This window comes from Pseudomonas sp. 2 (assembly GCF_056627435.1).
This window is the reverse complement of the sequence record NZ_JBWXNG010000004.1, coordinates 12,390-37,359: the sequence shown is the minus strand read 5'-3', so window position 1 is coordinate 37,359 and position 24,970 is coordinate 12,390. Positions and strand designations below refer to the sequence as shown.

Here is a 24,970-nt window from a genome sequence, read left to right as displayed (position 1 = left end):
TTCTGTGCGAAATTTAATACTTGTGGGACCGATGGGGGCTGGCAAAAGCACCATCGGTCGCTTGCTGGCCAAAGAGCTTCGACTGCCCTTCAAGGATTCCGACAAGGAAATCGAGCTGCGTACGGGCGCCAATATCCCGTGGATCTTCGACAAGGAAGGTGAAGCGGGCTTTCGGGATCGCGAGGCGGCCATGATCGCCGAGCTCTGCGCCTATGACGGCGTGGTGCTCGCGACCGGTGGCGGCGCGGTCATGCGTGAAGAAAACCGCCGTGCATTGCATGCCGGCGGGCGCGTTGTCTATCTGCACGCCTCGGTGGAACAGCAAGTGGGGCGTACCTCCCGTGACCGCAACCGGCCGCTGCTGCGCACCGCAGACCCTGCCCGGGTGCTGCGCGACCTGCTGACGATCCGCGATCCGCTGTACCGGGAAATCGCCGACGTCATCATCGAAACCGATGAGCGGCCACCGCGGATGGTGGTTCTTGACATCCTCGCGCTGTTGGCCGAGCTTCCTCCCCGTTAAAGCGCAGACGGAAATGCGCTATTCTCGGCGACCATAAAAAGCAGGGTCGCCCGACGGCTTTGCGCCCGAGGCCATTCGATGCAGTCACGCGCGGCCCGGGCATCCAATTGTTAGTACATTGTGGGGACACATGCAGACACTCAAGGTCGAGCTTGGCGAACGTAGCTACCCAATCCACATTGGCGAAGGCTTGCTGGACCGGCCTGAACTGCTCAAGCCGTATATCGCGGGCAAGCAGGTGGCGATCGTTTCCAACAGCACCGTCGCGCCGCTGTACATCGAGCGTCTGACCAAAGCGCTGGCGGGCTTCAACGTGCTGCCGATCGTGCTGCCCGATGGCGAAGCGTTCAAGAACTGGGAAACCCTGCAGCTGATTTTCGACGCCCTGCTGACCGCGCGCCATGACCGCCGCACCACCGTGATCGCCCTGGGCGGCGGTGTGATCGGCGACATGGCCGGTTTTGCCGCTGCCTGTTATCAGCGCGGGGTGGATTTCATCCAGGTTCCGACCACACTGCTTTCTCAAGTGGACTCTTCGGTGGGCGGCAAGACTGGCATCAACCATCCGCTGGGCAAGAACATGGTCGGTGCCTTCTACCAGCCCAATGCCGTGCTGATCGACACCGCGTCGCTGAATACCCTGCCTGAACGCGAGCTGTCGGCGGGGCTGGCCGAAGTCATCAAATACGGCCTGATTTGTGACGAGCCGTTCCTGACGTGGCTCGAAGAAAACATGGACAAGCTGCGCGGCCTGGATCAGGTCGCGCTGACAACGGCAATCGAGCGCTCCTGCGCAGCCAAGGCTGCGGTGGTAGGCGCTGACGAGCGCGAGTCCGGCGTACGCGCGACGCTGAACCTGGGCCACACCTTCGGCCACGCCATTGAAACTCAGATGGGCTACGGTGTCTGGCTGCACGGTGAGGCGGTGGCGGCCGGTACGGTCATGGCGCTGGAAATGTCGGCGCGTCTTGGCTGGATCAGCGAGCAGGAACGAGATCGTGGTATCCGTCTGTTTCAGCGTGCCGGGCTGCCGGTGGTTCCGCCTGAAGACATGACGCCTGAGCATTTCCTCGAGCACATGGCGGTTGATAAAAAAGTGATCGACGGTCGCATGCGGCTGGTGCTGTTGCGCCATATGGGCGAAGCCGTGGTGACCGACGAATATCCAAGAGAAGTACTACAGGCCACTCTGGCTGCGGACTACCGCGCCCTGGTGGATCAGCTTAGAGGTTAATGATAAATCCATGACTAGTTTGCACGCCGATGAGGCCTTCCTCGGTCATTACCAGTTGAGTCATGACCCATTCGCCACGCGGGTCCCCGGCTTCAAGTTCTTCCCGGCCCAGCGCAAGCCCGTGCTGGGGCAACTGCACCATCTGGCCCGCTACAGCGAACTGCTGCTGTTGGTGACCGGCCCGCACGGCAGCGGCAAGACCCTGCTGCGCCAGGCCCTGGTGGCCAGCACCAACAAGCAGTCGGTGCAAAGCGTGGTGGTCTCGGCCCGTGGCGCCGGCGACGCCTCTGGCGTGCTGCGCCAGGTGGCCCAGGCGCTGAATGTCGATCAGCCGGAGATGCGCCCGATCCTGTCCCAGGTCGTGCAACTGGCCCTGACCGGCCAGGAAGTCTACATCCTGGTGGACGATGCCGAACAACTGGGCGAATCCGCACTCGAAGCGTTGTTGGAACTGGCGGCGGGTACCCCGGAGGGGCGTCCGCACGTGTTCCTGTTCGGCGAGGCGTCGATCATCGATCGTCTGGATCAGCTGTGCACCGAGAGTGGCGTGGAAGGCGAACGCTTCCACGTGATCGAGCTGGCTCCGTACACCGAAGAAGAAACCCGTGAATACCTGGCCCAGCGCCTGGACGGCGCAGGCCAGGGCATTGAAGTGTTCAGTGCCGAGCAGATTGCCGATATTCACGAACAATCCAATGGATGGCCGGGCGCGATCAACCAGGTCGCGCGCGACTCGATGATCGAAGCCATGATCGCCAGCCGCTCTGCGGTCAAGCGTCCAAGTATGGGGTTCAAGATGTCCAAGAAATATGTGTTGGCTCTGGGTGGTGTGGTGGCTGCAGCGGTGCTGGCTGCAGTGCTGATTCCGGGGCGTGGCAATGCGCCGACGGCGCCGGCCAATTCCCAGGCGCAATTGCCGCTGGGTCAGGGTCAGGCGCCTGCTCAGCAATCGAACAACGGCGGCCCGGCCATCGAGTTCGCCGGCAATTCGCAGCCGATGCCGCTACCGTTGGTCGGTAACTCTCAGCCGGTGATGCGCGGCCCGCTGGCCGAAGCCGCAGGTTCGGGCGAAGGCGATGGCGAAGATGGCGGCCCGGCTGCCAACCAGCCGCTGCAACCGCCAACCGTGACCACCATGGCCCCGCCGGCAGGCGCCACCGCCAGCCCGGCGCCGACCATGGCGCAGACGCCTGTCCCGACGCCGCGTCCGGCTCCGGCAGCGCCTGCCGCCAAACCTGCGCCAGCCCCGGCCGCCAAGCCTGCGCCTGCGCCGACTCAGGTCGCCACTGCCAAGCCGACAACCAAGCCAACTGAGAAGCCAGCCGCTGCCGCGCCTGCGACTTCCGGCGGTGGCTGGTATGCCGGTCAGGCCCCGGGCCACTACGTGGTGCAGATTCTCGGCACCAGCTCCGAGGCCACTGCTCAGAACTACGTGAAAGAGCAGGGCGCCGAGTACCGTTACTTCAAGAAAACCCTGCAAGGCAAGCCGCTGTACGTCGTGACTTACGGCAGTTTTGCAGACCGCAATGCGGCACTCGCCGCCATCAAGGTCTTGCCAGCGAAGGTTCAGGCTGGTAAACCTTGGCCTCGCACTGTCGGCAGCATCCAACAGGAACTCGCCGCAGCTCGCTAATCATGTAGCGGCCTTACCCAGGCCGCTCTGTTGGCTCCCCTGAAATCACGCTTGAGCGTGCTGCCAATGAGCAGCGCGCCTTGCGGTGTCTGCGTCTCAGACACACATTGAATTTCGGGCTCTCTTTGGTCAGACTCGCAACAAAGCTCTGGCTAGCACGAGAATCGACTTAAAACCTTTCATAATTGCGACATGAATTTGCGACGTTTCGTCGCTAAATTTGTGGGGCTTTGTGTCGGTGTGTACAATGACCTCCCTTTTGCTCCCGCAAAGCCGGCGTACGTTCGGCGTGGACGGTAAATGGCTGAATTGAAAAGAAATTTGTCCCGCTAAGGGGCAGCCTGGTGAGAACGTGTCTATGAAAGCAGGTCTGTATCGTCCGGAAGAATTCAAGGATAACTGTGGTTTCGGCCTGATCGCCCATATGCAAGGCGAACCCAGTCATCACCTGTTGCAGACGGCTATTGAAGCCCTGACCTGCATGACCCACCGTGGTGGGATCAACGCCGACGGCAAGACCGGTGACGGTTGCGGGCTGTTGATGCAAAAACCCGACATGTTCCTGCGTGCCGTGGCCACCGAGCACTTCGGCGTCGAGCTGCCGCGCCAGTATTGCGTGGGCATGGTGTTCCTGAACCAGGACGACGCCAAGGCCGAAGCCGCCCGCGAGAACATGAATCGCGAAATCCTCGCCGAAGGCCTGACCCTGATTGGCTGGCGCCAGGTGCCGATCGACACCAGCGTGCTGGGCCGTCTGGCGCTGGAGCGTCTGCCGAAGATCGAGCAGGTGTTCATCGGCGGTGAAGGCCTGAGCGATCAGGAATTCGCGATCAAGCTGTTCAGCGCCCGTCGCCGTTCGTCGGTTGCCAACGCCGCCGACACCGACCACTACATCTGCAGCTTCTCGCACAAGACCATCATTTATAAGGGTCTGATGATGCCGCGTGACCTCACGGCATTCTATCCAGACCTCAGCGACGAGCGCATGCGCACCGCTATCTGCGTGTTCCACCAGCGCTTCTCGACCAACACCCTGCCGAAATGGCCGCTGGCGCAGCCGTTCCGCTTCCTCGCCCACAACGGCGAGATCAATACCATCACCGGTAACCGCAACTGGGCCCAGGCCCGTCGCACCAAGTTCACCAACGACCTGATGGACCTGGAAGAACTCGGCCCGCTGGTCAACCGCGTGGGTTCCGACTCCTCGAGCATGGACAACATGCTGGAGCTGATGGTCACCGGCGGCATCGACCTGTTCCGTGGCGTGCGCATGCTGGTGCCGCCGGCGTGGCAGAACGTCGAGACCATGGACCCGGATCTGCGTGCGTTCTACGAATTCAACTCCATGCACATGGAGCCGTGGGACGGCCCGGCCGGCATCGTGATGACCGAAGGTCGCCACGCGGTCTGCCTGCTCGACCGTAACGGTCTGCGTCCGGCGCGCTGGGTCACCACCAAGAACGGCTACATCACCCTGGCCTCGGAAATCGGCGTGTGGAACTACACCCCCGAAGACGTCATCGCCAAGGGCCGAGTGGGCCCGGGCCAGATCTTCGCCGTGGACACCGAAACCGGCCAGATCCTCGACACCGACGCCATCGACAGCCGCCTGAAGTCGCGCCACCCGTACAAGCAGTGGCTGCGCAAGCACGCGCTGCGCATCCAGGCGACGCTGGAAGATCACGACCACGGTTCGGCGTTCTACAACCCTGACCAGCTCAAGCAGTACATGAAGATGTTCCAGGTCACGTTCGAAGAACGCGATCAGGTGCTGCGTCCGCTGGGCGAGCAAGGCCAGGAAGCCGTGGGCTCCATGGGCGACGACACGCCGATGGCCGTGCTGTCGCGCCGTGTGCGCACGCCGTACGACTATTTCCGCCAGCAGTTCGCGCAGGTCACCAACCCGCCGATCGACCCGCTGCGTGAAGCAATCGTCATGTCGCTGGAAGTCTGCCTGGGCGCCGAGCGCAACATCTTCCAGGAATCGCCCGAGCACGCCTCGCGCGTGATCCTCAGCTCGCCGATCATCTCGCCAGCCAAGTGGCGCGCGCTGATGAACCTGGAGCGCGAAGGTTTCGACCGCGCGATCATCGACCTGAACTACGACGAGTCCATGGGCCTGGAAGCTGCCGTGCGCAACGTGGTGGATCAGGCCGAAGAAGCCGTGCGCAGCGGTCGTACCCAGATCGTGCTGTCCGACCGCCACATCGCGCCGGGCAAACTGCCGATCCACGCTTCGCTGGCCACCGGCGCGGTACACCACCGCCTGACCGAAAAAGGCCTGCGTTGCGACAGCAACATTCTGGTCGAGACCGCGACTGCCCGTGACCCGCATCACTTCGCCGTGCTGATCGGTTTCGGTGCGTCGGCGGTCTATCCGTTCCTGGCCTACGAAGTGCTGGGCGACCTGATCCGCACCGGCGAAGTGCTGGGCGATCTGTACGAAGTCTTCAAGAACTACCGCAAGGGCATCACCAAGGGCCTGCTCAAGATCCTGTCGAAGATGGGCATCTCGACCATCGGTTCGTACCGCGGTGCTCAACTGTTCGAAGCCATCGGCCTGTCCGAAGAAGTCTGCGAGCTGAGCTTCCGTGGCGTGCCGAGCCGCATCAAGGGTGCGCGTTTCGTCGATCTGGAAGAAGAACAGAAGGCACTGGCCGCAGAAGCCTGGAGCGCGCGCAAGCCGATCCAGCAGGGCGGTCTGCTGAAGTTCGTCTACGGCGGCGAGTACCACGCCTACAACCCTGACGTGGTCGCGACCCTGCAAGCTGCCGTGCAGCAGGGCGACTACGCCAAGTTCAAGGAATACACCGCGCTGGTGGACAACCGTCCGGTGTCGATGGTCCGCGACCTGTTCAAGGTCAAGGAACTGGACACCCCGATGAGCCTCGACGAAGTCGAGCCGCTGGAAGCGATCCTCAAGCGTTTCGACTCGGCGGGTATCTCGCTGGGCGCACTGTCGCCGGAAGCTCACGAAGCGCTGGCCGAGGCGATGAACCGCCTGGGCGCGCGCTCCAACTCCGGTGAGGGCGGTGAAGATCCGTCGCGCTACGGCACCATCCGCAGCTCCAAGATCAAGCAGATCGCGACCGGACGGTTCGGTGTTACGCCTGAGTACCTGGTCAACGCCGACGTGCTGCAGATCAAGGTCGCCCAGGGCGCCAAGCCGGGCGAGGGCGGCCAGCTGCCAGGCGGCAAGGTCAACGGCCTGATCGCCAAGCTGCGTTATGCAGTGCCGGGCGTCACCCTGATTTCGCCACCGCCGCACCACGACATCTACTCGATCGAAGACTTGTCCCAGCTGATTTTCGACCTCAAGCAGGTCAACCCGGCCGCGCTGGTGTCGGTCAAGCTGGTGGCAGAAGCGGGCGTCGGGACCATCGCCGCCGGTGTGGCCAAGGCCTACGCCGACCTGATCACCATCTCCGGCTACGACGGCGGCACCGGTGCATCGCCGCTGTCGTCGATCAAGTACGCGGGCGCTCCGTGGGAAATCGGCCTGGCCGAAACCCACCAGACCCTGCGCGGCAACGACCTGCGCGGCAAGGTCCGGGTACAGACCGACGGTGGTCTGAAAACCGGTCTGGACGTGATCAAGGCCGCCATCCTCGGCGCCGAAAGCTTCGGCTTCGGTACCGCGCCGATGATCGCGCTGGGCTGCAAATACCTGCGTATCTGCCACCTGAACAACTGCGCGACCGGTGTTGCGACCCAGAACGACAAGCTGCGCAAGGATCACTACATCGGCACCGTCGACATGGTGATCAACTTCTTCACCTACGTGGCCGAAGAAACCCGCGAATGGCTGGCCAAACTGGGCGTGCGCTCGCTGGAAGAGCTGATCGGCCGTACTGATCTGCTGGACATCCTGCCGGGCGAGACCGAGAAGCAGAAGCACCTGGACCTGTCGCCTTTGCTGGGCAGCGACCACGTGCCTGCCGACAAGCCACAGTTCTGTGGCGTCGAGCGCAACCCGCCGTTCGACCAGGGCCTGCTGGCCGAGAAAATGGTCGAGCTGGCCAAGGGCGCCATCGAGTCCAAGTCCGGTGGCGAGTACGAGCTGGAAATCTGCAACTGCGACCGTTCCATCGGCGCGCGGATCTCCGGCGAAATCGCCAAGCTGCACGGCAACCAGGGCATGAAAGACGCCCCGGTGACCTTCCGCTTCAAGGGCACGGCCGGTCAGAGCTTCGGTGTGTGGAACGCCGGCGGCCTGAACATGTACCTGGAAGGCGATGCCAACGACTACGTCGGCAAAGGCATGACCGCAGGCAAACTGGTGATCGTGCCGCCGAAAGGCAGCCCGTTCAAAACCCAGGACAGCGCCATCGTCGGCAACACCTGCCTGTACGGCGCCACCGGCGGCAAGCTGTTCGCCGCAGGCACCGCGGGCGAGCGTTTCGGCGTGCGTAACTCCGGCGCCCACGCAGTCGTGGAAGGCACAGGCGATCACTGCTGCGAATACATGACCGGCGGTTTCATCTGCGTACTGGGCAAGACCGGTTACAACTTCGGTTCCGGCATGACCGGCGGTTTCGCCTACGTGCTCGACCAGGACAACACCTTCGTTGACCGGGTCAACCACGAGCTGGTGGAAATCCAGCGCATCAGCGGCGAAGCGATGGAAGCCTATCGCAGCCACCTGGAGCGCGTGCTGGCCGAGTACGTGGCAGAAACCGACAGCGAGTGGGGCCGTAATCTCTGGGAAAACCTGGACGACTACCTGCGCCGCTTCTGGCTGGTCAAGCCGAAGGCTGCGAACCTGAAGTCGCTGTTGTCCAGCACCCGCGCCAACCCGCAATAAGGGCAACTGTCAGCGGCGTGTTTCACGCCGCAAGCTAACGGCAGTGCGCGAGTGCCTGCGAACATGATTCTTACAGCTTCAGGCGGGTAGCCCGAAGCTGTCGTGTAGAGGTTGAAGAGAATGGCTGAACGTCTCAGTAACGACTTCCAGTTCATCGATGTCGGGCGCAAAGATCCGAAGAAGAAACTGTTGCGTCAACGCAAGAAAGAGTTCGTGGAGATCTACGAACCCTTCAAACCCCAGCAGTCGGCCGACCAGGCCCACCGCTGCCTGGGTTGCGGTAACCCGTACTGCGAATGGAAATGCCCTGTGCATAACTTCATTCCCAACTGGCTGAAGCTGGTGAGCGAGGGCAACATCCTCGCTGCCGCCGAGCTGTCGCACCAGACCAACACCCTGCCGGAAGTCTGCGGCCGCGTGTGCCCGCAAGACCGTCTGTGTGAAGGGGCCTGTACCCTGAACGACGGCTTCGGCGCCGTGACCATCGGTTCGGTCGAGAAGTACATCACCGACACCGCCTTCGCCATGGGCTGGCGCCCGGACATGTCCCGCGTGGTGCCGACCGGCAAGCGTGTGGCGATCATCGGTGCGGGCCCGGCGGGCCTGGGCTGCGCCGACGTGCTGGTGCGCGGTGGCGTGACCCCGGTGGTGTTCGACAAGAACCCGGAAATCGGCGGTCTGCTGACCTTCGGTATCCCCGAGTTCAAGCTCGAAAAGAGCGTGCTGAGCAACCGCCGCGAAGTCTTCACCGGCATGGGTATCGAGTTCCGCCTCAATACCGAAGTCGGCAAGGACATCAGCGTCGAGCAGCTGCTGAACGAGTTCGATGCCGTGTTCATGGGCATGGGCACCTACACCTACATGAAGGGTGGTTTCCCGGGCGAGGACCTGCCGGGCGTTCATGACGCGCTGGATTTCCTGATCGCCAACGTCAACCGCAACCTGGGCTTTGAAAAGTCGCCGGAAGATTTCGTCGACATGAAAGGCAAGAAGGTCGTGGTCCTGGGCGGCGGTGACACCGCGATGGACTGCAACCGTACCTCGATCCGCCAGGGTGCCAAGGCCGTGACCTGTGCCTATCGCCGCGACGAAGAAAACATGCCGGGCTCGCGCAAGGAAGTGAAGAACGCCAAGGAAGAAGGCGTGAAGTTCCTCTACAACCGCCAGCCCATCGCCATCGTCGGTGAAGACAAGGTCGAAGGCGTGAAGGTGGTCGAGACTCGTCTCGGCGAGCCTGACGCCCGTGGCCGTCGCAGCCCCGAGCCGATCCCGGGTTCCGAGGAGATCATCCCTGCCGACGCCGTGGTCATCGCCTTCGGCTTCCGCCCAAGCCCCGCGCCATGGTTCGAGCAGTATGGTATCGAGATGGACAGCCAGGGCCGCGTAGTGGCGCCGGAGCAAGGCAAGTTCAAGCACCAGACCAGCAACCCGAAGATCTTCGCCGGCGGCGACATGGTCCGCGGTTCTGACCTGGTTGTGACCGCGATCTTTGAAGGCCGTAATGCGGCTGAGGGGATTCTGGATTACCTGGGCGTCTGACCTCTGACAGGGATGGTGCTTCAAACTGTGGGAGCGAGCTTGCTCGCGAAAGCGCCGGCTCATTCAGCAGGGATGCTGGATATAAAACCCCTTTCGTGAGCAAGCTCACTCCCACAGTTGATTTGCGGCGCTGCAGAACCAGCAGGTTTTCTGCGACAAATCGCCCTCATAGATAAAAGGCACGGTACTTACCGTGCCTTTTGCGTTGGTGTCTGAGAAAATGCGCGCACTTTTTTAGCGGATTTCGCCATGACTGCCCTGAAGAACGACCGTTTCCTTCGCGCCCTGCTCAAGCAACCCGTAGACGTCACACCCGTGTGGATGATGCGTCAGGCCGGTCGCTACCTTCCGGAATACCGCGCCAGCCGCGCCAAGGCCGGGGATTTCATGAGCCTGTGCAAGAACCCGGAGTTCGCCTGCGAAGTCACCCTGCAACCGCTGGAGCGCTACCCGCTGGATGCGGCGATCCTGTTCTCCGACATCCTCACCGTTCCCGACGCCATGGGTCTGGGCCTGTACTTCGAGACCGGCGAAGGCCCGCGTTTCAAGAAGACCGTCAGCACCCTGGCCGACATCGAAGCCCTGCCGATTCCCGATGCGCAGCAAGACCTGGGCTACGTGATGAGCGCGGTCAGCACCATCCGCCGTGAGCTCAATGGCCGCGTGCCGCTGATCGGCTTCTCTGGCAGCCCGTGGACGTTGGCCACCTACATGGTCGAAGGCGGCTCGTCGAAAGACTTCCGCAAATCCAAGGCCATGCTCTACGACAACCCGCAAGCCATGCACCTTTTGCTCGACAAGCTGGCGCAATCGGTCACGGCCTACCTCAACGGCCAGATCCTGGCGGGCGCCCAGGCCGTGCAGATCTTCGACAGCTGGGGCGGCAGCCTCTCGGCGGCGGCGTACCAGGAATTCTCCCTGGCCTACATGCGCAAGATCGTCAGCGGCCTGATCCGCGAACACGACGGGCGCAAGGTGCCGGTCATCCTGTTCACCAAGGGCGGCGGCCTGTGGCTGGAAAGCATCGCCGACGCCGGTGCCGACGCGCTGGGCCTGGACTGGACCTGCGACATCGGCGAAGCCCGCCGCCGCGTCGGCAGCAAGGTCGCCCTGCAAGGCAACATGGACCCCACCGTGCTCTACGCCCGCCCCGAAGCCATCCGCCAGGAAGTCTCGAACATCCTCGCCAGCTACGGCAGCGGCACCGGCCACGTTTTCAACCTTGGTCATGGCATCACGCCAGAAGTCGATCCGGCGAATGCGGGGGCTTTCATTGAAGCGGTGCATGAGTTGTCGGCGAAGTATCACCAGTAAGCGCTGGATGCTGGATATAAAAACGCCCGGGTTTACCGGGCGTTTCTCATCGTATATGCACTGAGTTCTGCTTCTGCCGAAGGCGTAGGAGCGTAGCTTGCTCGCGATCTGGCGCGAAGCGGCAGTAAAACCACGCAACCTGGGTATGTCAGATACACCGCGAACACGGGGGTTTGCTGCCGCTTCGCGCCAGATCGCGAGCAAGCTACGCTCCCACGCCCTTCGGGCAGAATCAAAAGCGTATCCGTGAGCGCCACGCCCTCCGGGCAGAATCAACGGCGGTCGATTACCCCTTACACATTCACCGCCAGCGGCTGCACCCGCGCCAGCTTCAACGCCGCACCGAGCGCCGCCAGCAACAGAATCCCGATAAAGATGCCGATCCCGTTCCAGCCCGCGTAATGCCAGAACACGCCGCCTCCAGTGCCTGCAACGCTGGAGCCGACGTAGTAGCTGAACAGGTACAACGATGAGGCTTGGCCCTTGGCCTTGATGGCGCGGCGGCCGATCCAGCTGCTGGCCACCGAATGGGCGCCGAAGAAGCCGAAGGTGAACATCAGCACGCCAATGACCACCACCGCCAGCGGGGTGAACATGCTCAGCGCGAGACCCGCGAGCATCAGCACGATCACCGCCCATAGCACGTTGCGACGGCCCAGTTTGTCGGCCAGGGCGCCGATCTTGGCCGAGCTGTAGATGCCCGACAGGTAGACCACCGAGAACAGCCCGACCACGGCCTGGTTAAGGTTGTACGGATCGGCCAGCAGGCGATAGCCGATGTAGTTAAACAGCGTGACGAACGACCCCATCAGCAGGAAGCCTTCGAGGAACAGCCATGGCAGGCCTGCGTCGCGGAACTGCACGACGAAACCGTCCAGCAGGCTGCGGGCGTTGAGCGGGCGGGCGCGGAAGTTGCGCGACGGCGGCAGGAATTTCCAGAACAGGCACGCAGCGCCCAGGGCGATCAGGCCCATGATCATGATCGAGGTGTGCCAGCTGACGAAGTCGCTCAATACCCCGGTGATCAACCGGCCACTCATGCCGCCAATCGCGTTGCCGCCGATATACAGGCCCATGGCCAGGCCGATGTGTTGCGGGTGGATTTCTTCGCTGAGGTAGGTCATCCCCACGGCCGCCAGGCCGCTCAGCGACAGGCCGACCAGCGCCCGAGTGAACAGAATGCCTTCCCACGTAGGCATCACCGCGCTGGCGATGGTGAAGAACGCTGCCGAGAACAGCGCGAAGACCATCACCGATTTGCGCCCCAGGCGATCGGAAATGGGGCCGGTGATCAGCAGACCGATGGCCATCATGGCGGTCGCGACCGACAGGATCAGGCTGCTTTGCGCGGCATTGATCGAGAACTCGCGGGACAGCATCGGCATCATCGGCTGTACGCAGTAGAGCAGGGCGAAGGTGGCGAAGCCGCCGGAAAACAGCGCCAGCACGGTGCGCATGAATGCTGGGGTGTCTTTTTCGATATAGGTATCACCCAGCGGGATCGCGGCATTGATCGAGTCAGGCGCGGCGGGGGCTGCAGCAGTATTCACGGTGGACCTCAGGGGGAATTGCGCGGTGTTGGAAAAAGAATATAGCCAGCTAACGATTTCCTCCAATATATTGTTCGACCCATTTGATAGGTTTTACGACCTAATGGAATTGCCATGGAATTACGACACCTGCGCTACTTCATCGCCGTGGCCGAAGAGCTGCATTTTGGCCGGGCCGCCGAGGCGCTGGGGATCTCGCAGCCGCCGTTGAGTCAGCAGATTCAGGCGCTGGAGCAAGAGCTGGGAGCGCGGTTATTCGAGCGAACCAACCGACGAGTGGAGCTGAGCGAAGCCGGGCGGCTGTTTCTCGATGAGGCGCGGCTGGTGCTGGCTCAGGTGGAAAAGGCCTCCGATGTCGCCCGCCGCGCGCAGTTGGGCGAACTGGGCGAACTGAAGATCGGCTTCACAGCCTCGGCGCCGTTCACGTCGAGCATCCCGCAAGCGATCTTCGCCTTTCGTCAGCGCTATCCATCGGTGCACTTGGCGCTGCAGGAAATGAGCAGCCGGGAGGTCGCCGAGCGGCTGGAGGAAGAGTCGATGCAGGTGGGCATCATGCGCCCGCTGCCGTTGCCCGAATCACTGGTGGCGGTGGAGCTGCTGCGAGAGCCGCTGGTGGCGATTCTGCGCTCGGACCATCCCTTGGCCGAAGGCAGCGAGAAGGGGCTGTACCTCAAGGAGCTGGCGAGCGAGCCGTTCGTGTTCTTTCCACGCAGCTATGGCAGCGGGCTTTACGCGCAGTTGCTCAGCCTGGCGCGGGAGGCGGGATTCAGTCCGTTGTTCACCCAAGAGGCGGGCGAGGCGATGACGATCATCGGCCTGGTGGCGGCAGGGCTGGGTGTGACGGTGCTGCCTGCGTCGTATCAAAGGATGCGCATCGAAGGGGTGGTGTATCGCACGCTGCTCGACCCTGAGGCGACCTCGGCGGTGTGGCTGGTGCAGCGCAGGGATCAGAAGTCGCCCATGGCCAAGGCGTTCGTGGAGCTGGTGACGCGCAAGGCGGGGTAGTAGCGGCGATCACCCCGTAGGAGCGAATTCATTCGCGATGTCCGCCTAGGCGACACATCTGTGTCGTCTGGCGATTGTTCGCGAATGAATTCGCTCCTACAGGGCCGGCATCGTTGAGGCTTATTGCACCTTCGCCAGATCACCCTTGAGCGCAACGCCCGCAATCAGCGCGCCGACGTGGCACTCGTAGTTGACCGGGTCCTTGCGTTCGATGTTCTTGTAGTTGCTGGCGATGTTGACCACCGCATTGGCGCCGGCTTTCTTGGCCGCTTCGTTCAACTGCAGGATCGCCGATTGCAGCACCCATTCGCAGGCTTCGGGGTCGGTCTTGTTGAAGGCGTTGGTTTTCTTGTTGGTCGAGGCGTTCGGCGACAGCACGGACACCTTGCCCTTGGGCGTGACGCCGGCCAGATAGAACTTCACGCTGCCGTCCAGTTTCTTCTCCTGGATCATCTGCGCCACGACTTTATCGAATGGCAGATACAAAGCGGTGTCACGAGCCTGGCTGATGCCGGGCAGGGTGCTCAAGACGACAGCGGCCGTGGCGGCCAGGATCTTCATTTTCATGCTTTCACTCCTTGAGATGATCGACAGTTACTGCACGGCTTGCGGCACGCTCTGGGCGGCGCCGTTCGCCAGACTTCGCGCCGTGGCCTTGGCCTGATCGTCGCGCAGTTCACGCAGGATGCCCTTGTCCAGCAGCCTGACCCAACGGTTGTAGTTCTTGTGAATCTTGCCGTCCTTGTAGTTCAGCTCGCGGCTGTCGCGGTATTTGATCTGGTAGTGATCGGCGCTGTAGGGGATATCGATCTCGGCGTGGAACTGCCCGCGCACGGTGATCTGCGCCTGAATCAGATCGGGGCTGATGCGCTGCACTTCCCACTTGCGCTTGACCAGCGTGGTCAGGATCGCCTGCTTGGTCTTCTCGTAATCGGCATGCAGATCGGCAGGCACCGTACGGTCAGGGGTGACCAGGGGTTTGCTGGTACAGGCTGCGACAGACAACAGGGCCAGGAACATCAGTACAGCGCGAAACAGGGAGGGCATTCCATTTCTCCAGAGGTGTGGGTAAAACCAGCTGTAGCAGCACGGCTTGCCGGCGGTAGCGATGCAGATGACGCCACCGCCGGCAAGCCGTGCTGCTACGAAAGCGAAGCGATCACGGCCAGCGACGGAAGATCAACGACGTGTTGACCCCGCCAAAGGCAAAGTTGTTGTTCATCACGAATTCGTGGCTCATGTGCCGAGGTTCGCCGCGCAGGTAATCCAGCTCGCCGCAGCGGCTGTCGACTTCATCCAGGTTCAGGGTGTGGATGTAGCGGTCACGATTCAGCATTTCGATGGTGAACCAGGATTCCAGCGCGCCGCAGGCACCCAGGGTGTGGCCCAGGAAGCTTTTCTGCGAGCTGATGGGCATGCGCGAGCCGAACAGGGTCTGGGTGGCCAGGGTCTCGGCGATGTCGCCCTGTTCGGTGGCGGTGCCATGGCCGTTGACGTAGCCGATGGCGTCGGGCGAGAGGTTGGCATCTTCCAGTGCCAGTTCCATCGCGCGTCGCATGGTGACCTGCTCGGGACGGGTAGTGTGCACCCCGTCCGCGTTGCTGCCGAACCCGACGATCTCGGCATGGATCTTCGCGCCACGGGCCAAGGCGTGTTCCAGTTCTTCGAGGACCAGCATGCCGCCGCCTTCGCCGATCACCAGGCCATCGCGCCCGGTGTCGTAGGGGCGCGGGCTGGTGTGCGGCGCGTCGTTCTTGAGACTGGTTGCATAGAGCGCGTCGAACACCATCGCCTCGGTGGGGCACAGCTCTTCGGCGCCACCGGCGAGCATCATCGGCAAACGCCCGAACTTGATTGCCTCATAGGCGTAACCGATGCCCTGGCTGCCGCTGGTGCAGGCGCTGGACGTCGGGATCAGGCGCCCGGTCAGGTTGAAGAAGATGCTGATATTCGCTGCCGTTGTGTGGGGCATCATGCGCACATAGGAGTTGGCATTGAGCCCGTCGGCCACCGAATTGAGCAGCATGTTGCCGAACGCCTTGATTTCGTCGGTGCTGCCGGTGGACGAGCCGCAGGCCACGCCCATGCGCCCGTCGCGAATGCTCGCATCGTCCAGCAAGCCGGCATCGCGCAGCGCCGCTTCCGAGGCGCCGACCGCCAGGCGCGACACCCGGCCCATGCTGCGCAACTGCTTGCGGGTCCAATGAGAGGGCACAGCGAAGTCGTCGATGGGCCCGGCCAGGCGGGTGTTCAGTTCGCTGAAGCGATCCCATTCGTCCATGCGCCGGATGCCGCTGCGGTTGGCGCTGAAATTGGCCTCGATGCTGGCCCAGTCGCTGCCCAGCGAAGTAATGCCGGCCATGCCGGTGACGACGACGCGCTTCATCAGCACAAGCCTCCGTTGACCGCCAGCACCTGGCGGGTGATGTACGAGGCTTCCGCCGACATCAGGAAATTCACGGCACCGGCGACTTCTTCCGGGGTGCCCATGCGTTGTGCGGGGATCATCTTGAGCAGTTCATCCACCGGCACATTTTCGTCCAGCATTGCGGTGTCGATCAGGCCCGGCGCGACGCAGTTGACGGTGATCTTGCGCTTGCCCAGTTCGATGGCCAGCGCCTTGGCCGCGCCGATCACACCGGCCTTGGAGGCGCTGTAGTTGACCTGGCCACGGTTGCCGATCAGCCCCGACACCGAGGTGATGCAGACGATCCGCCCGGCGGCGCGGCGACGAATCATCGGCATCATCACCGGGTGCAGCACGTTGTAGAAACCGTCCAGATTGGTGCGCAGCACGCTGTCCCAATCGTCCTCGCTCAGGGCCGGGAACGCGCCGTCGCGGGTCAGGCCTGCGTTGCACACCACGCCGTAATAGGCGCCGTGGGCCTCGACATCGGCTTCCAGCACGGCCTTGCAGGTGGTGCGGTCGGCCACGTCGAACTGCAGCACGCGCGCCTGCCGGCCCAGGGCCTGGATCTCGCTCTGCACCGTTTCGGCCTCGGCGCGGCCGCTGCGGCAATGCAGCACGATGTCGTAGCCGGACTGCGCCAGACGCAGGGCGATGGCGCGGCCAATGCCACGGCTGGAACCGGTGACCAGGATTGAATCAGTCATGTGCGGCTCCTTCGGCCAGATAACTCGCCGATTGCGGCGGGCGGTATACGTTGAGGCGGGCGACGACCTGGATGTCGGGGCCCGTGAGCTGGCATTCGAAAACGCCCATGCCGCTGTCGTCCTGCAGGGAACGCTGGGCGTGGATGATCAGTTCGCTGCCGGCCGGGAAATGCTCGACGTTGCACTCGAACTTGCGCGTGCCCAGCAGAAAGCCCAGCTCCACCGGCTCGCCCTTGACCCTGGCCTGGCAGCCGGCATAGGCGGCCACGCTCTGGGCCATCAGTTCGATGGCGACCCACGCCGGCAGGCTGCCGTCGGCGCGGTTGAACAGCCCGCCCGGGCGTACGCGGGTGCGGGTGCGGATCTGTTCTTCGTCGAACTCAAGGACTTCGTCGATGAGAATCATGTCCCCGGCGTGGGGCACCAGTTCGGCCACAGGCCAGGCGGATGGAGTCATCGTGCTCATGCTCCTTCTCCGATGATCAGGCTGACGTTGTTGCCGCCGAAGGCGAACGAATTGCTCATGAAACGGCGCGGCGCATCGGCGCGCAGTACATCGCCGGGCTTGACCAGCGCCAGGGCCGGCAGGTCTGTATCGGCCTGCGCGTCCCAGACATGAGGCGGCAGTAGGTGGTCGCGGTTGTCCGGGGCCAGTGCCAGCCAGCAGAACGCCGCTTCCAGCGCGCCGGCCGCGCCCAGGGTGTGGCCGCTCATGGGCTTGGTGGACGAGCAGGGCAGCCCCTCAGGGAACACCGCGCTCACCGCCAGGCTCTCCATCGCATCGTTGTGCTGGGTGGCCGTGCCGTGCAGGTTCAGGTAGCCGATATCGCCGGCCTGCAGGCCGGCGTTGCTCAGGGCCTTGTGCATGGCGTTCTGCGCGCCTAGGCCGCTCGGTTCGGGGGCGGAAATATGGTGAGCATCGGAGCTGGCCCCGGCACCGAGCAGGGCGATCCGGTGTTCGCCGCTGGCCTCGCGAGTCATCAGAAACAGCACGGCGGCTTCGCCGATATTGATGCCGTCGCGGTTGGCCGAAAACGGATTGCAGCGCGCATCCGACACGGCTTCCAGCGAAGAGAAGCCGTTGAGCGTCAGCTTGCACAGGCTGTCCACGCCGCCGCACAGCACCGCGTCGCACAGGTTCATGTCCAGCAGCCGGCGGGCGCTGAGCAGGGCCCGGGCGCTGGAGGTGCAGGCGGTGGAAATCACGTAGGCCGGGCCGCTCAGGTTCAGCCACTGGGCGAGGAAGTTGGCCGGTGCGCTGAGTTCCTGCTGGCGATAGTCGTAGCTTTCGGGGAATGCCTGCTCGCTGAGGTAAGTTGCGATACCACGGCTGGCTTCGTCTATGCCGGAGGTGCTGGTGCCCAGAATCACGCCGATGCGCTCGCGGCCATAGCGCTCCACCGCCTGTTGAATGTCGGCTTCGATCTGCAATGCGGCAGCCAACAGCAGTTGATTGTTGCGACTGTCGTGGCGTGCCATTTCGGCGGGCATCGACGGCAGCGCGCTTTTCACCGACGCCACGGGCAGCTCGCGCTCGGGTACCCAGCCGCTTTCAGCACGCATGCACGAGGTATCCCCGGCAAACAGCGTGCGCGCGACGCTGGCGCGGTCATCGCCCAGCGCGCAGATCAGCCCCAGTGCATTGAGGTACGCGGTCATTTGGACGCCTTGCCCTGCAGAGGACTGACGATGTACTTCAACTCGCCGCCCTCCAGGGTGATGCGGAAAAAGCCTTCGGACGCATAGTCGACGCGCCAGCGATCTTCCATCGTGCGGGCGTGGGGCAGGAGCACGACGCCGGGATAATCGAAGCGCACTTCTTCCTCGGACGTCAGGGCAAACAGCACCGCGGCGAACAGCTCCCGCGCTTCGGGGTTGGGCGGCAGCAGGCCGTCGGCCTTCCAGGTTTCTTCATGCAACAGCTGGCGCGCTACCGGAATGCCCAGCGGGTCCATCAGCGAGAAGCGCAGCCCGTGGCGTTCTTTCTGCGCCACCAGCAGCCAGTCCTGGCGCTGGCCGGCCTGTTCACGCTGCACGTGCAACTGCACCGGGAACTTGATGTGCGGAATCTGGGCAGGCACCGGGGCGTGGCTGGCGCAGGCGCTCAGCAACAACAGGCAAGCCAGCAGCAAGGCGCGAATCATGGGGTGTCACCTTCGTGTAGAGCCTGTAGCGGTTTGCGTGCGACGACATTGACCAGCGTCTCTTCGCGTTCGCCAAAGGGCTTGGGTTTGACCAGTTTCATGCGTTCCAGCAGGCCGAAATCCTTGGCCCGGCTCCACCACAGGTACGGGTAGGAAACGTTGTGTGCGGCAAATTGAAAACCCTGCACGCGCAGCATGTCCAGATATTGCGCCGCGCTCTTCTGCACGTGCATCGGGTGGCGGAAGAACCAGCGGATCACCCAGGTGTCGATGTAGGCCTCGGTGGACTCGGCAAACAGCAGATAACCGCCAGGCTTGAGCACACGATAGAACTCGGCCAGGGCCTTTTCCTGCTCGACCAGATGGTGGAAGGTCTGGTGGCAGAACACCATGTCGACACTGGCGTCAGGCAGCTTCAGGGCAGCGCAGTCGCTGCCGATCAACTCGACATTGAAGCGCCGGCGCTCGGCCTCTTCTCCGCTGAGTGTCAGGCTGAGCGGGTCTGCGTCCACGCCCAGAATCTGTGCCGGGTTGAACACCTTGTACAGGTACTGGAAAGACTTGCCCTGGCCGCAGCCGGCATCGAGGATCACTGGTGCATCGGGCGGCAGCTCGCCGAACAGGCTGCGCAAATCGTTGATCGCCACCCGCAGCACATGGTGCTGCCAGGTGTGAGTGCGCAGGAAGGCGAAGCCGATGCGGGTTTCTTCGACGTAGGTGGGGCTGAAAAATGGCTCGTTCATGCGTCGGTACTCGCGCAGATTTCAGCGAGCATGCGCAGGCGACGCTTGGGCTCGGCGACGAACGGGTTGCGCTCGTCCCAGGCATAGCCGGCGAGGATCGAGCAGATCATGCGGCGAATGTCGTCGGTGCTGTTGGGGTAAAAGATCACGTCCTGGAAACTGCCCTCGTACCAGCCTTCGACGTAGGCACGGAAGGTGTCGACGCCCTTCTTGAGCGGCGCGGCGAATTCGCTTTCCCAGTCCACGCTTTCACCCTGCAACTGACGATGCAGCACGCCTGCGGCCATGCTCGCCGAGCGCATGGCGATGGTCACGCCGGAGGAGAACACCGGGTCCAGAAACTCTGCGGCGTTGCCCAGCAATGCGAAGCCTTTGCCGTGCAGGGTTTTGACGTTGGCCGCGTAGCCGCCGATGGTCCGCGCCGGGGTGTCCCAGACCGCGTTTTGCAGCACGCGGGCCAGGCTCGGGGTTTCATCGATGAAGGCGCGCAGGCAAGCGTCCAGATCGTCGGGCTTGTCCTTGAAGCGTTCGGCCGAGGCGACCACGCCCACCGAACAGCGCCCGTTGCTGAACGGAATCGACCAGAACCACACGTCGCGCAGAGTGGGATGCACGGTCACCAGAATCTTCTCGCGGTCGAAGCCCGAATCGTCGATGCGATCCTCGACGTGGGTGAACACCGCCTGACGCAGCGGGAAGTTCGATGGCGCTTCGAGGTCCAGCAGGCGCGGCAGAACTCGACCGTAGCCGCTGGCGTCGAGCACGAACCCGGCCTGCACGCGATACTGGCTGCCATCGGCCTTTTGCACGTCCAGCAAGGGCTGTTCGGCGTCGAAGTCAACGGCGGTGATGGTGTGCTGATATCGGACTTCCACGCCCTGACGCTCGGCTTCATCGGCCAGCAGCTTGTCGAAGTCGGCCCGCTGCACTTGGAAGGTGGTCGGCTTGCCATTGCTGAAGGTCTGGCCGAAATCGAACGCGCTGTACTGCTCGCCACAGGCGAAAGCCGCGCCGTTCTTGAGCTGGAAGCCGGCGGCCTTGACCGCGTCGAGCATTCCGGCTTCTTCGACGAAGTCCAGGCAGTGCGACAGCAGGCTTTCACCGATGGAGAAGCGCGGGAACTGCTGACGCTCGATGATCAGCACGTCGTGGCCCTGGCGTTTGAGCAGGGCGGCGGCGATGGCACCGGCGGGGCCAGCACCGATCACCACGATCTGGCGGAATTCCATATCGGTCATGGGCACAAGGTTTCCTTTTCGAGTGTTTTGACAGTACCTGCGGCAGCGGCAGGCAACGGACGATTCATGCCCAGCAGGGCGGGCAGCAGCGTTGCGATCAGGCTCATGCACATCAGCGCGAAATACAGCGCGGGGCTGATGAGCGATTGTTGCAGCAGCAGGTTGAGAAAGACGATTTCACTCAGGCCGCGAATGTTCAGCAGCAGTGCTTCCTTCCAGCGCACGGCACCGGCGAAGGACGGCGTGGCCCAGCGCACGCCGAGCCAGTTGCCCAGCAGTTTGCTGGCAATCGGCAGCACGATGAGCATCGACAGGGTGAGTGCGCCCAGGTCGTTCAAGGCGCTGTGCAGGTTGATCTGCACCACGCCGAAAGTGAGGATCAGCGGGATCGCCAGGCCATGCTGCAAAGCCTTGAACCATGCGGCCTTGAGCGGCAAGGCGAAGGGCTGGCGCAGGGCGTTCATGCACAAGAGGTAACCGATGCCCAGGATCAGCGCATTGAGCCGGTAATGTTCGGCCAGCATCAGCAGGGCGAAAAACGTCAGGCCGTACACCTGCGCCCGGCGAATCTGCAGCAGGCGCAGCAACAGCGGCGTGCACGCACCCAGCAGCGGCAGCGCCAGGCTGCTCAGGTGCAGGCTGCCTTGCGCCAGGCCGAACAGGCTCCAGCAGGCCAGGTCGATGAGGATCGCGGTCTGTACCAGGCGGCGGGTGGCGTCCTGTGGATAACCGATGTGATGCAGGTACAGGTACAGCACCGGAATGGCCGTAATGGCGAACACCAGCCCCAATGCCAGTGAGCTGATCCATGGCAGCGTCGGCAGCAGCCATGCCGCACAGGCCACGCCGCAGACGAAGGGGACGCAGAAGCTCGGCAGTGCGATTTTCAGGCTCTGGCGGTCCAGCCGCACGTCGATCACGTCGCTGAGAATATGCCCCAGCACCACGGCGAAACTCAGGCCGTACAGGGTCTTCAGCCACACCGGCGCGACCAGTTGCGCGCCGCTCAGGTGCCAGTTCGGCTCGACCCAGAACAGCATCAGCAGCGGCACGCCGAAGGTGGTCAGCAGCAACTGGCTGACGATCGGGATCAGGTTGAGCCGGCGCCCCAGGTGCGTCGCCAGGGCGAACAGCACCAGGATCAGGGCCCAGAACACCGCCACCATCATGCCGTCACCTCCTGTGTTGCCGCGTCATGGCCTTGTTGAGTGCCCGCCCAGGGCGCCAGCATGAAGCTGAAAGCCAGCCCCAGGCTCACCGACAGGCCAAAATTGCTCACCGCAGGCGTGCTGGAAATGGCCAGCAGGCCGAACGACAGCCAGGTGGTGGCCGCGGCAAGCAGCGTTCCAAGCAGGCTGACGGCCGCGCCGCCGATCTGCTCGCGCATGAGAATCGCGTAATCGACGCTGATGGCCGTGACCAGTAGCAGGCCAAACAGGCTGAACAGAGTCAGCGGCTGACCGAGCCAGCCCAGGCTCGCCAGGCTGCACACCGCCGCCAGCAACGGCAGGGCGATGACCCGCAGCGCACCACCCAGGCCGAACGGCAGAATCAACAGCAGCACGATCAGTACACAGGACAGGAGTTTCAGTTCGGCGGCGCTGACCTGGGTCGCGGCGAACACCTTGTTCAACTCGCCCAAGCGGTCCACCAGTTGCACGCCCGGCAGATCCTGAGATTGCACGCGCAGCAGGTTGGCATCATTCAGGCCTTGCAGGCTGACCATCCCGGCTACGCCTTTGCCGTCGGCGCTGTCGCCCATCCACAGCAGGCGCCATGGCTCGCCCAGCGGGCCTGCCAGCGCGTTGTCGATGTCCTGAACCGGCAGTGCGCGCAGAGCCGCCACTTCCTTTTCTAGTGCTTCGACCGGCACGCCGAGGGCCAGCAGCGGTTGCCAGTGCTTAGGCAAGGCGTCGAGGGAGGCGCGGGTGGCGTCTTGCTGGGCTGGCGTGGCAACCAATTGGTTGAGCGACAGATAGCCTTGCAGCTTGCCCAGCATCACCAGTTGGTCGAGGCGCTGGCTGAGCGCGGTCTGGCGTTCTAACAGTTGCTGCTGAGTGTCTCCACGCACCAGGAAGAACTGGCTGGTGGGCTGATAACCGGTGATGCGCGCTACGGCACGGGCTTCGTCGGTCAGGCTTTGCGGTGCGGCGATCCACTGGCGGATATCGTTTTTGGTGGTCAGTTGCCACAGCCCGGCTGCGCAGAAAATCATCAGCAGGGCCAGCAGCACCGGCGTGCCGACGCGGTTCAGCAGGTGCAGGCGCAGGTCCACCAGTTTATGTGTGAATGCGAGCGGCCACTGCGCGGGACTCAGTTCGACGCCCGCCAGCAGCGCAGGCAGCAGACAGACGGCCGTAAGGTAGGCGCCGATCAGCCCGGCCGCGGAGAACACGGCGATCTGCGTCAGGGCCGGGAACGGCGTCCAGGCCAGCGCCAGATAGCCGATGCAGCTGGTCGCCAGGCTCAGGCTCAGGCCCGACAGAGTCAGGCGAAGCGCCGACCAGCTGCGCCAGGGTTTCAGGCTCCAGCCCTTGGACAGGTAGTGCAGCGGGTAGTCGACGGCCACGCCGATCAGGCTCGACCCCAGCACCAGCGTCATCACGTGCATCTTGCCGAACAGCGCGACACAGGCCGTGGCGCCGAACAGCATGCCGACCAGCACCGGCACGAAGGCCAGCAACACGCGCCAGCGTTTGAATGCCAGCAGCAACAGCAAGAGGATGCCCAGCGTGGCGCCGCCGCCGACCCAGGTGATCTCCCGGGTCGCCTGTTGCTGGCCTTGCGCGGCGTACAGCAAGCCGCTGGCGGCCAGCAGTTGGCCGTCGCTTTGAGCGGCTTCGTTGCGGGCCTGGTCCAGCAACGCGCTGACTTTCAGCGGCAGGCTCATGTCAAAGGCGTCGGCGCGGGTTCGGGCGCGCAGCAGCACCCAGTCTTTGTCATCGGCATGGGCGATCAGGGCGCCGGTGCCGATATCCAGTTGCACCGAACCGCGCATCGGCTGGCTGTTTTGGATGCGTCCGGTCAGGCCCAGCCAGTCGTCCTGGCTGGCCACCAGGCTGAAACCGCCGAATGGGTCGAACAGGTTCTGCACCCGTTTCTCGATGAACGCCTGGGGATGCTCGATCAGCTCGTTGCGGTCGGCGCCGGACAGCATCGCCAGCCGCCCGGCGAGCAATTGTTCACGCAGGGCCGGGATGTCGGCCTGCAGGTTCCACTGGACCTTTTCGAACAACCCGCTGGCCTGCCAGCGCTCGCTGATCTGCCGGGCCGTGTCGACCGCCTGCTGTTTTTTTGCGTTGCCCACCAGCACCAGCATTTCCCGGTTCAGCGGCTCCTGAATGCGTTGCTCGGCGCGCAATTCCAGCGCGTCGGGGCTGCTGCCGGGGACCAGTTCCATCAGGTTCGCCGACAACGGCGCACCGGCCCGCCACTGCCAGCCTGCCAGGGCGAGCACCGCCAGCAGGATGATCAGGAACAGGCGCGGCAGCAGGCGCTGCAGGGTACGGTCAGCGGGCAAAGTCGGCGCGCTCCCCGTCGCTCAGCGGCTTGGCGCTGGTGCTGTCGACCATCTTCAAAAGCGTGCTGTCACCTTGGGTTTCCAGCAGTTCGATGCGCTGCACCAGCGCGCCGCCATCGATGTTGATCTGCTTGAAAATCTGCTGCAGCAGCATCGAGCGCGGCACCAGCGTCAGGTGCCAGTCCTGGGCATCGCCAGTGACCTGCAGTTCGAAATCCCGCTGCAACCCGCTGCTGTCGCCTTGCAGCACCGCCAGAAACAGCCGGTTCTGCTCGGCGCCGGCGCTCTTGCCAGGCAGCATCTGCCAGCTGTTGTCGGCTTCGCGCCGGGCGATGCCGGCGGCGGTGATGCGGTAATCCTGCTTGAGCGGGGTGTCCAGCAGCCACAACAGGCCGAAGTCCTTGGCCAGCACGAAATTGCCCTTGCTGGTCAGCGGCTGCGGCAGGGAGCGCAGGTGTTTTTCCTGGATGAAGCCACCGTGGATCACCTCGGGCTTGGCCAGTTGCTCGCTCAGTTGTTGCAGGTCGAAGGCGTGGGCGTTGAGGCTGATGAGCAACATAGCCACTGCTGGCGTGAGCTTGCTCACGATGCGTCTGATGAACCCTCTCA

20 protein-coding genes are annotated in these 24,970 nt (G+C 63.4%); 7 read left to right on the top strand and 13 right to left on the bottom strand.

From position 1 onward, the window contains the following. The first annotated feature begins 4 nt into the window (after window positions 1-4). The 6 genes from aroK to hemE all read left to right on the top strand — a co-directional run bounded on the left by aroK (window position 5) and on the right by hemE (window position 11,047). On the top strand, window positions 5-523 hold the full coding sequence (gene aroK, locus AC1MEK_RS07880; protein ID WP_480395708.1) for a shikimate kinase AroK: 519 nt from the start codon (window positions 5-7) through the stop codon (window positions 521-523). Window positions 524-653: 130 nt separating this feature from the next. Beyond that, window positions 654-1,757 (top strand): 3-dehydroquinate synthase, encoded by a 1,104-nt coding sequence (gene aroB / locus AC1MEK_RS07875; RefSeq protein WP_480395707.1) that lies wholly within the window; start codon window positions 654-656, stop codon window positions 1,755-1,757. 10 nt (window positions 1,758-1,767) lie between these two features. Then, window positions 1,768-3,390 carry an AAA family ATPase gene (locus AC1MEK_RS07870; protein WP_480395706.1) on the top strand — a complete coding sequence of 541 codons (1,623 nt, stop codon included), beginning with the start codon at window positions 1,768-1,770 and terminating at the stop codon, window positions 3,388-3,390. Between the two features lie 358 nt (window positions 3,391-3,748). Then, window positions 3,749-8,194 carry a glutamate synthase large subunit gene (gene gltB / locus AC1MEK_RS07865; protein WP_480395705.1) on the top strand — a complete coding sequence of 1,482 codons (4,446 nt, stop codon included), beginning with the start codon at window positions 3,749-3,751 and terminating at the stop codon, window positions 8,192-8,194. Window positions 8,195-8,314: 120 nt separating this feature from the next. After that, window positions 8,315-9,733, top strand: a complete 1,419-nt coding sequence (locus AC1MEK_RS07860; protein WP_480395704.1) for an FAD-dependent oxidoreductase — start codon at window positions 8,315-8,317, stop codon at window positions 9,731-9,733. Window positions 9,734-9,982: 249 nt separating this feature from the next. Further along, window positions 9,983-11,047 carry a uroporphyrinogen decarboxylase gene (gene hemE / locus AC1MEK_RS07855; protein WP_480395703.1) on the top strand — a complete coding sequence of 355 codons (1,065 nt, stop codon included), beginning with the start codon at window positions 9,983-9,985 and terminating at the stop codon, window positions 11,045-11,047. 293 nt (window positions 11,048-11,340) lie between these two features. Here the strand turns inward: hemE and AC1MEK_RS07850 are convergent, their stop codons facing one another. Next, window positions 11,341-12,597 (bottom strand): MFS transporter, encoded by a 1,257-nt coding sequence (locus tag AC1MEK_RS07850; RefSeq protein WP_480395702.1) that lies wholly within the window; start codon window positions 12,595-12,597, stop codon window positions 11,341-11,343. 114 nt (window positions 12,598-12,711) lie between these two features. Here AC1MEK_RS07850 and AC1MEK_RS07845 point away from each other — a divergent pair, with 114 nt between their 5' ends. Then, on the top strand, window positions 12,712-13,602 hold the full coding sequence (locus AC1MEK_RS07845) for a LysR family transcriptional regulator (RefSeq protein WP_480395701.1): 891 nt from the start codon (window positions 12,712-12,714) through the stop codon (window positions 13,600-13,602). Between the two features lie 120 nt (window positions 13,603-13,722). Here the strand turns inward: AC1MEK_RS07845 and AC1MEK_RS07840 are convergent, their stop codons facing one another. The 12 genes from AC1MEK_RS07840 to AC1MEK_RS07785 all read right to left on the bottom strand — a co-directional run bounded on the left by AC1MEK_RS07840 (window position 13,723) and on the right by AC1MEK_RS07785 (window position 24,920). Continuing rightward, window positions 13,723-14,169, bottom strand: coding sequence for an excinuclease (locus AC1MEK_RS07840; protein WP_480395700.1), 447 nt, complete (start codon window positions 14,167-14,169; stop codon window positions 13,723-13,725). Between the two features lie 27 nt (window positions 14,170-14,196). Next, window positions 14,197-14,649 (bottom strand): hypothetical protein, encoded by a 453-nt coding sequence (locus AC1MEK_RS07835; protein WP_480395699.1) that lies wholly within the window; start codon window positions 14,647-14,649, stop codon window positions 14,197-14,199. Window positions 14,650-14,761: 112 nt separating this feature from the next. Further along, the gene (locus tag AC1MEK_RS07830) at window positions 14,762-15,988 is read right to left on the bottom strand and encodes a beta-ketoacyl-ACP synthase (protein ID WP_480395698.1); all 1,227 of its coding nucleotides are present in this window, start codon (window positions 15,986-15,988) and stop codon (window positions 14,762-14,764) included. Then, the gene (fabG, locus tag AC1MEK_RS07825; RefSeq protein ID WP_480395697.1) at window positions 15,988-16,716 is read right to left on the bottom strand and encodes a 3-oxoacyl-ACP reductase FabG; all 729 of its coding nucleotides are present in this window, start codon (window positions 16,714-16,716) and stop codon (window positions 15,988-15,990) included. Before fabG ends, AC1MEK_RS07830 begins: the two co-directional genes overlap by 1 nt. Further along, the gene (locus AC1MEK_RS07820) at window positions 16,709-17,173 is read right to left on the bottom strand and encodes a hotdog family protein (RefSeq protein WP_480396054.1); all 465 of its coding nucleotides are present in this window, start codon (window positions 17,171-17,173) and stop codon (window positions 16,709-16,711) included. Before AC1MEK_RS07820 ends, fabG begins: the two co-directional genes overlap by 8 nt. A gap of 5 nt (window positions 17,174-17,178) precedes the next feature. Further along, window positions 17,179-18,375, bottom strand: coding sequence for a beta-ketoacyl-[acyl-carrier-protein] synthase family protein (locus tag AC1MEK_RS07815; RefSeq protein ID WP_480395696.1), 1,197 nt, complete (start codon window positions 18,373-18,375; stop codon window positions 17,179-17,181). Further along, window positions 18,372-18,860 (bottom strand): hypothetical protein, encoded by a 489-nt coding sequence (locus tag AC1MEK_RS07810; protein WP_480395695.1) that lies wholly within the window; start codon window positions 18,858-18,860, stop codon window positions 18,372-18,374. Before AC1MEK_RS07810 ends, AC1MEK_RS07815 begins: the two co-directional genes overlap by 4 nt. After that, window positions 18,857-19,603, bottom strand: a complete 747-nt coding sequence (locus AC1MEK_RS07805; protein WP_480395694.1) for a class I SAM-dependent methyltransferase — start codon at window positions 19,601-19,603, stop codon at window positions 18,857-18,859. Before AC1MEK_RS07805 ends, AC1MEK_RS07810 begins: the two co-directional genes overlap by 4 nt. Then, window positions 19,600-20,847 carry an NAD(P)/FAD-dependent oxidoreductase gene (locus AC1MEK_RS07800; protein ID WP_480395693.1) on the bottom strand — a complete coding sequence of 416 codons (1,248 nt, stop codon included), beginning with the start codon at window positions 20,845-20,847 and terminating at the stop codon, window positions 19,600-19,602. The genes AC1MEK_RS07805 and AC1MEK_RS07800 overlap by 4 nt, the downstream gene beginning before the upstream one ends. Then, window positions 20,838-22,010, bottom strand: coding sequence for a cation:proton antiporter (locus AC1MEK_RS07795; protein ID WP_480395692.1), 1,173 nt, complete (start codon window positions 22,008-22,010; stop codon window positions 20,838-20,840). Before AC1MEK_RS07795 ends, AC1MEK_RS07800 begins: the two co-directional genes overlap by 10 nt. Beyond that, on the bottom strand, window positions 22,007-24,361 hold the full coding sequence (locus AC1MEK_RS07790) for an MMPL family transporter (protein WP_480395691.1): 2,355 nt from the start codon (window positions 24,359-24,361) through the stop codon (window positions 22,007-22,009). Before AC1MEK_RS07790 ends, AC1MEK_RS07795 begins: the two co-directional genes overlap by 4 nt. Then, on the bottom strand, window positions 24,351-24,920 hold the full coding sequence (locus AC1MEK_RS07785) for an outer membrane lipoprotein carrier protein LolA (RefSeq protein ID WP_480395690.1): 570 nt from the start codon (window positions 24,918-24,920) through the stop codon (window positions 24,351-24,353). The genes AC1MEK_RS07790 and AC1MEK_RS07785 overlap by 11 nt, the downstream gene beginning before the upstream one ends. Window positions 24,921-24,970: the final 50 nt, after the last annotated feature.

Excerpts from the sequence above, each read along its gene's own strand:
- AC1MEK_RS07830 (WP_480395698.1), bottom strand. The coding sequence starts at position 15,988 with ATGAAGCGCGTCGTCGTCACCGGCATGGCCGGCATTACTTCGCTGGGC.
- fabG (WP_480395697.1), bottom strand. The coding sequence starts at position 16,716 with ATGACTGATTCAATCCTGGTCACCGGTTCCAGCCGTGGCATTGGCCGC.
- aroB (WP_480395707.1), top strand. The coding sequence starts at position 654 with ATGCAGACACTCAAGGTCGAGCTTGGCGAACGTAGCTACCCAATCCAC.
- gltB (WP_480395705.1), top strand. The coding sequence starts at position 3,749 with ATGAAAGCAGGTCTGTATCGTCCGGAAGAATTCAAGGATAACTGTGGT.
- AC1MEK_RS07815 (WP_480395696.1), bottom strand. The coding sequence starts at position 18,375 with ATGACCGCGTACCTCAATGCACTGGGGCTGATCTGCGCGCTGGGCGAT.
- AC1MEK_RS07860 (WP_480395704.1), top strand. The coding sequence starts at position 8,315 with ATGGCTGAACGTCTCAGTAACGACTTCCAGTTCATCGATGTCGGGCGC.
- AC1MEK_RS07785 (WP_480395690.1), bottom strand. The coding sequence starts at position 24,920 with ATGTTGCTCATCAGCCTCAACGCCCACGCCTTCGACCTGCAACAACTG.
- hemE (WP_480395703.1), top strand. The coding sequence starts at position 9,983 with ATGACTGCCCTGAAGAACGACCGTTTCCTTCGCGCCCTGCTCAAGCAA.
- AC1MEK_RS07810 (WP_480395695.1), bottom strand. The coding sequence starts at position 18,860 with ATGATTCGCGCCTTGCTGCTGGCTTGCCTGTTGTTGCTGAGCGCCTGC.
- AC1MEK_RS07870 (WP_480395706.1), top strand. The coding sequence starts at position 1,768 with ATGACTAGTTTGCACGCCGATGAGGCCTTCCTCGGTCATTACCAGTTG.
- AC1MEK_RS07840 (WP_480395700.1), bottom strand. The coding sequence starts at position 14,169 with ATGAAAATGAAGATCCTGGCCGCCACGGCCGCTGTCGTCTTGAGCACC.
- AC1MEK_RS07805 (WP_480395694.1), bottom strand. The coding sequence starts at position 19,603 with ATGAACGAGCCATTTTTCAGCCCCACCTACGTCGAAGAAACCCGCATC.
- AC1MEK_RS07820 (WP_480396054.1), bottom strand. The coding sequence starts at position 17,173 with ATGACTCCATCCGCCTGGCCTGTGGCCGAACTGGTGCCCCACGCCGGG.
- AC1MEK_RS07845 (WP_480395701.1), top strand. The coding sequence starts at position 12,712 with ATGGAATTACGACACCTGCGCTACTTCATCGCCGTGGCCGAAGAGCTG.
- AC1MEK_RS07795 (WP_480395692.1), bottom strand. The coding sequence starts at position 22,010 with ATGATGGTGGCGGTGTTCTGGGCCCTGATCCTGGTGCTGTTCGCCCTG.
- AC1MEK_RS07835 (WP_480395699.1), bottom strand. The coding sequence starts at position 14,649 with ATGCCCTCCCTGTTTCGCGCTGTACTGATGTTCCTGGCCCTGTTGTCT.